A 9,006-nucleotide genomic window follows, 5' to 3' on the forward strand; every position below is an offset into this window, starting at 1 on the left:
CTCAATGAACGAGCGACACCAGCTATGAAGAAGCAGGTGGACGCCAGTTCCTACACCACGCCCCGGGACACTACCGAAGGCTGCGCTATCTGTGCGAACTGCGGCTTCTGCAAATGTCAGGCGACACGACAGACTGGTCCTGTAGGGACCACCATTTATTGGCCATTTTGGTGTTCATTTGTCCATTATGACAACCAAAAGCTGACCACTGGAGGCTTTCGGCGGGAAATCAGCCGTTCAAGCCGTTCCAGCGAAACAAATGTCCCTGAATGTCGACGAAGGCCTTCCTGATCTCCGCGAACGACCTGAGGTCCGCCTTCGTATCGAACGTGCCGGCGTAGCGGATGCGCAGGAAATCACGGGCTTTGACCAAGGACAGCTCTTCGACGCCGTGTTCTGCGTAGGCCTGTAGGACGTAGTCGAGGCACTGACGCATCAAAATTCGTAGCCGTCGAGGCCGTCTGACCGAGCCGCGTCGGCTTGAGCCGTGAGAGCCAGAGATCCGAGGTGCTGATGAAGCCTGATGGTGTCCTCGCATGCACTGGGCCATGGCGGCACGAGCCTCGCGAAAGCCCGCCGGACGCGCTTAGCTTCTGGCGCATCGATCCTCTGCGGGACCGGAATTTGACCGTGCAGCGCAGGCCGCTCAAACAAGCATGGACGTAGAAACGATACCCAAGCCGAACTATTCGCTCCATGAAGAGAGAGGCAGAGCATTGAGCTCCGAGCGGATCTGTCGCCACCGCGGCATGTGCGCGTCCAGTGTCGCGATAAAGCGCTCATCGTGCCGAGGCGAAATAAGATGTGCCAGCTCATGCAGGACGACGTAGTTAATCGCCTCCACCGGCTTCTTGGAAAGCTCAAGGTTCAACCAGACCCTGCCCGTCTTCGGATTGCAGCTTCCCCACTTTGTCCGCATCTCTCTTATGCCCCAGAAGGTCGGGGCGACCTTCAAGGTCGAAGCCCAGGTCTCGGCGTACGGAGCCGCCAATTCGCGCAATTGCGCGCGGCGCCAGTTCCTGATCCACTTCCGGCGGTTCTCAGGTGTGCTGTCGGCGGGTACGGAAAGATGGAGCCGATCTCTTCCTTCAATGGAGATCCGATGGACCTTCGTGTCGCATTCCGTCACGGTCAAGCGTAGCGGCCGACCAAGGAAGTAATGGGTCTCGCCCGAGACGTAGCGGCGAACCGATTGCCGTTCCTGAGAATGGAAGCGGGACTGCCGCCGCCTGATCCAGTCCATGCGCGTGAGAACGGCCGTCATGATCGCGTCCGTGCTGATGCTGTCAGGTGCTGCAACGCGTATCCGACCGTCCGGCGGATATACCCCCACGTGCAGGTTCTTGATCTTTTTTCGATGGACCTCGACTTGAGTGCCCCCGATCGTGAGGTTTTCAATACTCATGCTGATGCTTCAGGATCTCCATGATCCGCTCCACGCTGGCTTCGTCGGGCAAGAGCGCCTCGAGGCAGCGCCTGACTCTCCTCTCCCTCATGGGATGATCTCGCCAGCCAAAGGGAACGTTGGCGCGGAGCGCCGCATCTACACTGAGCGCCTGTTCTTCGTCCCCCTCAAGGTTGTCGAACAAAGCCTTCTTCCCGGGGGTGTCCACCGACGCCGGATACTGCTTTCCGTGGCCGGCCTTGATGTCCTTCACGAGCGCGGCGATGCGCTCCAGATAATCCGCATAGGCGATAGCATCGTCCCGTCGCTGCTTGATCAGGTCGGTGAGCAGCTCGGACATATTCTCGTAAAACCGCGGATTGACCGGCGTCTCGTCGATGATCAGCTTCCGGACGTTATTTTCGATCGCCTCGGCGACGTTCTCCTTCTTCTTCTTCGACCTGGCAGGCAGGTCATCTTCGGCTGACGCTCCTTTGCTCTCGATCAGATCGATCAGGCTGATGTCGTCGAGGTGCGAGATGACCTTGGAGTCGTCGGCCCGGATATAGTTGTCGATGAGATGCCGCATGGCGGGCTCGTAGAGCTTCATGTCCAACGCGTCACCGCTGTGCAACCGAACGGCATCGCGTATACCGATGGCCTGTTCGACCTCGTTCCGATACTCCGAGAGTTCGAGATCATTGAAGCCAGACCCTTCGGGCTCCGCAGCTACGTTGGCGTAGGCGCGCGCATACCGGCCGGCGATCTTATAGAGCGCCTGTCGGCGACGCGCCTTGTCATCCGCCTCTGGATCATTGTCGAGACCCTGGGGGCTCGAGAAGTACGCGAAGATCTCGTCGTCATTCTTCGGTTGCTCGACAGCATCCATCAGGCCGAGCCAAGCATCTCGGGCCGTCAGAAGATCGTCGTGGGCCTGATCCGCGCGATCACTGATCAGCCCTTCGACATCCTCCTTCTCGAAGGCGTCGAAGGCCTCGGAAGTGTAGTCCTCGACGGCGCTCTCAATATTCCGGAAGAGATCCTTGTAATCGACGATGTAGCCGAAATCCTTGTCTTCGCCGTCGAGCCGGTTCACGCGGCAGATTGCCTGGAACAGCCCATGATCGCGCATCTGCTTGTCGATGTAGATGTATGTTGCGGTCGGTGCGTCGAAGCCGGTCAGCAGACGGCTCACAACGATCAGGAGCTTCATCCGCCCGGGCTCTTTCTTGAAGAGCCGCAGGGCTTCCTCCTCGTAGTCCTCTTCGGAGGTGTCGCCGAGAAGGTCGGTGTAGACGCGGTGGACGTATTGCTTCTCGGTCTCGCCCATACCCGTTTCTTCGCCGGTGATCTCCGGCGCGGCGCGCTTGTAGGAGGTCACGATGGCGCATTTGTCCGCAAGGACAGAGCCCGATTTGCGGAAGACCTCGAAGAATTTGCAGGCCTCAGGGATCGAACCGGCAACGAGCATCGCGTTGCCCGTTCCCGCATGGAGCCGCGGCTTCATCTCCATGTCGAGGATGATATCGTTGGCGATCTGCTCAAGCCGGTCACGGCTGGACAACACTCGCTGCAACGTGCCCCAGCGTTGCTTCAGCGTGGCCTTGGCGACAGGCGTCAGCCCCTTGGTCTTCGCCTCGAACCATGCGTCGATCTTTCCCGGCGCGCTGATGCGCTGGTCGACATCGCGCGCCTCGTAGCGCAGGTCGAGCACCACGCCGTCCTCGACCGCTTCGTCGAAGCGGTAGGGCGTGCCGATGTAGGGGCCGAAGGTCTCCAGCGAGGATTCCTTGTCGGACCGCAGCAACGGCGTACCTGTGAAACCGATGAACATGGCGCCCGGCAGGATCTTCCTCATAGCGCGGGCGAGCTTGCCCGACTGGGTTCGGTGCGCCTCGTCGATGAAGACGAAGAAGTCACCTACCGGCGCGCCGACGTTTGCGTTCTGGATCTCGGAGATCAGCTCGCCCAGCTCGCTCTCCTCCCGTTTGCCGAACTTGTGGACGAGGGAGCAGACGATGCGGTCGGTAGGGTCTGCGAGCGCGGCCATCAGGTCGCTGCCGCTGCGGGCGCGGCGTACCTTATCGCCGATGTTGCCGAACACGTCCTCGATCTGGCCGTCGAGCTCCTTGCGGTCGGTCACAATCAGGATGCGGCCGTCTGGGTGATGCTCCCTGATCCAGCGCGCCAGCATGACCATGATCAGGCTCTTTCCCGAGCCTTGGGTCTGCCAGATGATCCCGCCCTCGCGGGCACCGACGCGCTCCTGAGCGGCCTTCACGGCGAAATACTGGTTTACACGGGTGATCTTCTTGATGCCGGCGTCGAACAGAGTGAAATCATGGATCAGTTCCAGGAACCGGCCCGGGGCCATCATCTGGCTAACGTCCCGGTCGAGGCGCGCGGTGGTCTCGCTCTCCTCCTTCCAGGCCAGCCAGTAGGGCTGCGGCGTCTGGATCGGGGCGTAGCGCAGGCCTTCGCTGTCGTTGCCCGCGAAGGTGATCTGCACGGTGGTGAAGAAGTGCCGGATGAACTCGGACCGCTGGTTGTCGAGGGTCTGGCGGATGCCCTCGCCGACGCCGACGGTGGACTTCTTCAGCTCGACAACGCCGAGGGCGATGCCGTTGACGTAGAGCACGAGGTCAGGGCGCTTGTTCCAGGCCTTTGCGTCCTTGCCCTTGACCGCGACCTCCTCGGCGACGCCGAGGTCGTTGGTGGCCGGGTTGGACCAGTCGACGAAGTGCACGGTGACCGGGGCCTCGCCGGGGCCGGGGGCGACAGGCAGGCCGTAGCGGAGCATGTCGTAGAAGGCCTTGTTGGCCTCGTACAGCTTTACAGCCTCCATCTGTGCTTCGCGCTTCAGGAGGGCGACGGCGCGGGTGACGACCTCGGGCGCGTAGCCGCGAGAGAGGAGCCAGGGTCGGAGCAGGTCCTCCTCGATGTTGGCGTTGCCCTCGCGCTTCTGCCAGTCGCCGAGGTAGCGCCAGCCGAGGCCGCCGACGCTGCCGGATTTGTCCCCGCAGAGCAGATCAATGACCCGGTTTTGGGCCTTGCGTTCCACCTCGCCGATCTTGCTCATGGGGGCACTCCGTTCTGAAAATCACTCACCATAAAAATGGCGTCAGACCAGCCTGATCCGTCCGGTCAAAAGGTTCTGCATCATACCCTCCTTCACCTGCCGAGCCTTTTCGAGCCGGGTTTCGAGGGCTTGGATTTCGGTGTCCATGTCGGCCAGTATTCCAGAAATTGCGCTCTGCTCCTCTTCACCGGGATATTGGATCGGGACCGCACCGAGAACGCTCTGATTGAGTGATGGCATGGTCGTGCCTAAAGCATTCATCAGGAGGAATTCTTTAACCTTCGGACTGCGAACCAAATGGCCAAAGAAGTCTGCGTTGAAGCGCTCATGGAACCTGACCACTATGCCATCGGAGCCAAGGAACCAACCGACTTGGTCGTCGGTGACAATTGAAGAACGCTCGACACCACCCTTCCGGCCAAAAACAATATCGCCTTTACGCAAGATGTATTGGGGTAATCGTTTGAGAACTTCGGTCGAGATGCGCGGCGTTTCTGATGTGATACGGAAATATCCATCTCGAACCTCACCAACTGGAATCAGCGGGACGCCGTCTTTTCCGCCATACTCGGATGCCTTCAGGAGCGTGCCAAACGGACCCGTAATGATGCGCGATATCGCTCCGAGCTTTGCTTCGGTCCACTCCCCCGAGAACCCCGGAAGGCGGCGCTTGGCGGTCAGGAGGTCCTGCATCGCGCCCTGCTTGATGAGCCGCTTCTTGGCGATCAGCCGCTCCAGCCCCTCGATCAGCGCATCCGCATCCGAAAGCGCCTCGGCGATGGCTTCTTGTTCCACCATTGGTGGCTTCGGCAACGGCAAGACTTCGAACTTGTCCTTCGGAAGGTGCGCGATACTGGTTTGAGTGGCGAAGTTCAGAAGGAAACCCGTCTTGGAGTAGTATTCGAGCAAATATCGAAGCAACACGGGTGAGAACCCGCCTCGCGGACGAACGCGATGCAGTGCCTTCTGAAAATAGCACTCTTCCAGTTGCCCCCGCCATATTGCTGACCGCCCAATATCTCCTCCTTCACAAACCAGAAGGTCGCCATCCATCAGGCGATAACGGCGGAGGTCGCCCGGTGTAAGCTTAATCAGGGACAAGTCTTCCGTATCAATGCACCCCCATTGAACCGATTTATTGCCAAGATACGGCCGCGGAACGCCGACATTTTTCTCGGCGTCCAGCATCTTTCCCAAGATCAGAAAGAACTCGGTGCCCACATAGGTTGCCTGCCAGTCAATAGGGAGTTGGAACGGTAGAACAGTATCTTCAGCAACTGTCATGCTGCGAAGCCCATGGCGCGCAAATGATCTGCAACAGTGCTTTCGAGCTTGCCGAAGCTCTCGGCCATCTCCGGCAACGTATGCCCATACCGCTCCGTCAGCACCCGCACCCGCGCCGTCAATTGCTCCGTCCGCGCCTCGATCTCGGCCTCGACCAGTTCGGCGATGTCGGACAGCCATTTGTCATCCACAACCAGCGTGCGGATTTCCTCCTCGGTCAGGTCCGGGTATTTCTTCAGCGTGGCCTCGGTCAGCGCCTCCTCCGCTTCCTTCACAGCCTTCTTCGCCGCCGTCTCGGCCGTCATCAGCTTGGCCACCTGCTTCAGCAATTTGGTCTCCTCCGGCTCGGCCCCGCCGGTTTTCGTGCGCGCCTTGACCGAAGCTGCGGTCAGCTTGCCCGTCTCGGTCAGCGCATCGACCAGCAGCCCGCCCTCGGCCCCGTGTTCCTCGACCATCTCCTCGATCTCGCGACCCAGCTCCTCGGCGTGCGTCTGCGCCTCGTCCAGTGCGGTCTGCATCTGGGGGAAGAAGCGCGCGACGATCAGCCGGGGCGGGATGACATCGGCGACGAGGCGGACCTTGTTGACGGTCAGATCGGCCTCCTCCAGCCATTTCACCTTGCCGGTCTTGTCCGTCTCCTTCCGCGCCTCGCGCAACTCCTTCGCGGCGTCCCACCCGGCGTCGGCGACGATGAAGACGTCGTCCTGCATGGTCTCGGCCCAGTAGGACATGAGCCGCTGATAGGCCTCGTACTTGTCGATGAGCGGCGCTTCGAAGAACCGCTCGAGCATGTCTTCGGCGATGGCGTGGATCAGCGCCTTGGGCTTGTCGCCGATCCGGATGCCGTCCAGCAGCTGCGCATTCGCCCCGGCCCAGCCGTCGAGGATGCCATGGACGCGGTCGCGAAAGGCGCCGAACTCGGAATGGTTGCGGATGGTCGTGCGGACCTCCTCCGGCTCGACCAGCGGGTCGGAGTAACCTGGCCGCGGGTTCGGCCCGAAGAGAGTTGCGCGGACGCCCGGCATGACATCCCAGAACTCTGCCAGCAGGTCGATGTCCCGGTTTGGGACGCCGCCTTTCAGATGCGCTTCAATGTCCTGAAGGTCTTCAGGGTCGGAGCCGTCGATGTAGCGCGGGATGTTCAGATTGAAGTCGTTACGCGAGATCTCGGCGTAGGGTACGAGGCGGGAATAGCCTGGGATCTCCATCTCGCGGGTATAGGCGTCGGTGATCTTGTGGATGTCCCGCTCCCGCAGGCGGTTCTTGGGGCCGTCCTTCGTGAAGCCGCGCGAGGCGTCGATCATGAAGATGGGACGCTCGGCGCAGGCGCCGGATTTGTCGAGCACGATGATCGAGGCGGGGATGCCGGTGCCGTAGAAGAGGTTCGCCGGCAGACCGATGATCGCCTTGATGTAACCGCGCTTCAGGATCTTCTCGCGCAGTTCCGCCTCCTTGTTCCCGCGGAAGAGCACGCCGTGGGGAAGGATGACGGCGCCGGAGCCGGTAGCCTTCATGGACGCGAGGATGTGCAGGAGGAAGGCGAAGTCGCCGTTCTTCTCAGGCGGCATGCCCAGATCGAACCGGCCGAACCTGCTCTCTGTCGTCAGGCCCGACCCCCAGGCCTTCGTCGAGAAGGGCGGATTGGCGACAACGAAGTCGAAGGTCTGGATCTCGGTGTCGGACGCCTTGAACTCCGGCTCCGCGATGACGTCGCCCTGCGCGATCTCGGCGTCCTCGCGGCCGTGCATGATCATGTTCATCTTAGCGAGGCCGCGGGTCGTGATGTCAAACTCCTGGCCGTAGATGGTAAGCGGCACGTCAGCGGCGTCGGCAGCCTTGAGGAGCAAAGAGCCCGACCCACAGGTCGGATCGTAGACGGTCTGCCGCGGGCTTGTGGCCCGGTTGAGGCCGGCCACAGCCGCGACAACGCGGGAGACCTCGGCCGGGGTGTAGAACTGCCCCTTGCTCTTGCCGGACTCCGTCGCAAAATTTCGCATCAGGTATTCGTAGGCGTCGCCGAGGATGTCATCCCCATCGGCACGGTTGCTGCTGAAGTTGAGCTCCTCGCGGCTGAAGATGTTGATGAGCGCCGTGAGCGTCATCACCATCTTCGCGCCGCGGCCGAATTTCTCCGTGTCGTTGAAGTAGGCGCGGTCGATGACGTTCTTGAGATCGTTCGCCTCTGCGATGCCGGCAATCGCAGTGTCGATCCCCTCGCCGATGTCCTTAGTGCCGCGGAGCTTCTTCAGGTCGTCGAAGGAGCATCCCGAAGGCACATCGATCAGCGCGTCGTGCTTTCCAGCGCGGTCCGAGACGTATTTCACGAAGAGGAGGGTGAGGATGTAATCCTTGTAGAGGGAGGCATCCATGCCGCCGCGGAGCTGATCGCAGCTGTCCCAGAGGGATCGGTAGATATCACTCTTCTTGATCGCCATGCCTGTCCCTTATTCGCTTCTTCGTCGTTGGAAGCCGTTGAATTGATTGTGGCCTTAGGTGCACTGATCCGCAAGTATGATACACTCGGCGGGCTTTGGAGCCGCCTGTCAGGACGCGAATGCAAGAAATCCTGCGGGCACGTAATCGGTCAGCCATACGCCATTGTCTGCCTGGTAGAAGATGTGGCCAGCCGCATGCATACGGCCGGCATGAACATGCAAGACCACGGGTCTGCCATGACGGCGTCCGACGATGACGGCGGTCTCTGGATCGGGAGAGAGATGCACATGACGGCGGCGTCCGGGCTTCAGGCCCTCCCCAAAGATGGCGTTGAGTGTCTGTGATGCCGTGCCGTGGTACAGGATTTCCGGCGGGTCGGTCGGAGTCAGGCCGAGATCGATATTTAGTGAGTGCCCTTGTGCGGCTCGGATGCGTCGACCAGCAGGACAGATTGTGAATCGTCGCTTCTCGTCATGCTCTACTATCTCGTGAAGTCGAGCCCTCGTGATAGGTCGGCCTACGCTCTTCAGCGCGCGGATAAGCTCGTCGAGCTGACACCAGCCGTGCACGTCGAGCTTGAGCCCGACGTCTTCAGGGGCATGGCGGAGGAGGCGAGATAGAAATTTGCTGTCTCTGCTCATCAGGGCCCCTCATCCGCAGCAGCTGCCTCAAAATTCAGAAAGCTTGGCACGCCGGCAATATTGGCTGTTCGGCGGCAACGCGAAGCTGACTACATATTCACGGCATTGATGGTGTGACCGCCCCCCGACGGCATCGATGTGCCAAGGTGGGTTTGCTGTAATCCACGGGAGGGAGCGGTCAT

6 protein-coding genes are annotated in these 9,006 nt (G+C 60.7%); all 6 read right to left on the bottom strand.

Annotation, left to right across the window (positions count from 1 at the left end):
• Positions 1–229: 229 nt before the first annotated feature.
• Entirely contained in the window at positions 230–436 is a 207-nt protein-coding gene (locus tag Q1A87_RS22000) for a hypothetical protein (RefSeq protein WP_299656598.1), read from the bottom strand.
• A 249-nt stretch (positions 437–685) separates the two neighbouring features.
• Positions 686–1,405: a SprT family zinc-dependent metalloprotease gene (locus Q1A87_RS22005; protein ID WP_299656600.1), complete on the bottom strand. Its 720-nt coding sequence runs from the start codon at positions 1,403–1,405 to the stop codon at positions 686–688.
• The gene (locus tag Q1A87_RS22010; protein WP_299656602.1) at positions 1,395–4,463 is read right to left on the bottom strand and encodes a type I restriction endonuclease subunit R; all 3,069 of its coding nucleotides are present in this window, start codon (positions 4,461–4,463) and stop codon (positions 1,395–1,397) included. Before Q1A87_RS22010 ends, Q1A87_RS22005 begins: the two co-directional genes overlap by 11 nt.
• A gap of 42 nt (positions 4,464–4,505) precedes the next feature.
• Positions 4,506–5,747 carry a restriction endonuclease subunit S gene (locus Q1A87_RS22015; RefSeq protein WP_299656604.1) on the bottom strand — a complete coding sequence of 414 codons (1,242 nt, stop codon included), beginning with the start codon at positions 5,745–5,747 and terminating at the stop codon, positions 4,506–4,508.
• Positions 5,744–8,182 (bottom strand): class I SAM-dependent DNA methyltransferase, encoded by a 2,439-nt coding sequence (locus Q1A87_RS22020; protein WP_299656606.1) that lies wholly within the window; start codon positions 8,180–8,182, stop codon positions 5,744–5,746. Before Q1A87_RS22020 ends, Q1A87_RS22015 begins: the two co-directional genes overlap by 4 nt.
• 108 nt (positions 8,183–8,290) lie before the next feature.
• Positions 8,291–8,824 (bottom strand): RNA 2'-phosphotransferase, encoded by a 534-nt coding sequence (locus Q1A87_RS22025; protein ID WP_299656607.1) that lies wholly within the window; start codon positions 8,822–8,824, stop codon positions 8,291–8,293.
• Positions 8,825–9,006 lie beyond the last annotated feature (182 nt).

This window comes from uncultured Jannaschia sp. (assembly GCF_947494055.1).
In the GTDB taxonomy this organism is placed as follows: Bacteria; Pseudomonadota; Alphaproteobacteria; order Rhodobacterales; family Rhodobacteraceae; genus Jannaschia.

Coding starts and splice junctions, on each gene's coding strand:
- Q1A87_RS22005 (WP_299656600.1), bottom strand. CDS start 1,405: ATGAGTATTGAAAACCTCACGATCGGGGGCACTCAAGTCGAGGTCCAT.
- Q1A87_RS22020 (WP_299656606.1), bottom strand. CDS start 8,182: ATGGCGATCAAGAAGAGTGATATCTACCGATCCCTCTGGGACAGCTGC.
- Q1A87_RS22015 (WP_299656604.1), bottom strand. CDS start 5,747: ATGACAGTTGCTGAAGATACTGTTCTACCGTTCCAACTCCCTATTGAC.
- Q1A87_RS22000 (WP_299656598.1), bottom strand. CDS start 436: ATGCGTCAGTGCCTCGACTACGTCCTACAGGCCTACGCAGAACACGGC.
- Q1A87_RS22025 (WP_299656607.1), bottom strand. CDS start 8,824: ATGAGCAGAGACAGCAAATTTCTATCTCGCCTCCTCCGCCATGCCCCT.
- Q1A87_RS22010 (WP_299656602.1), bottom strand. CDS start 4,463: ATGAGCAAGATCGGCGAGGTGGAACGCAAGGCCCAAAACCGGGTCATT.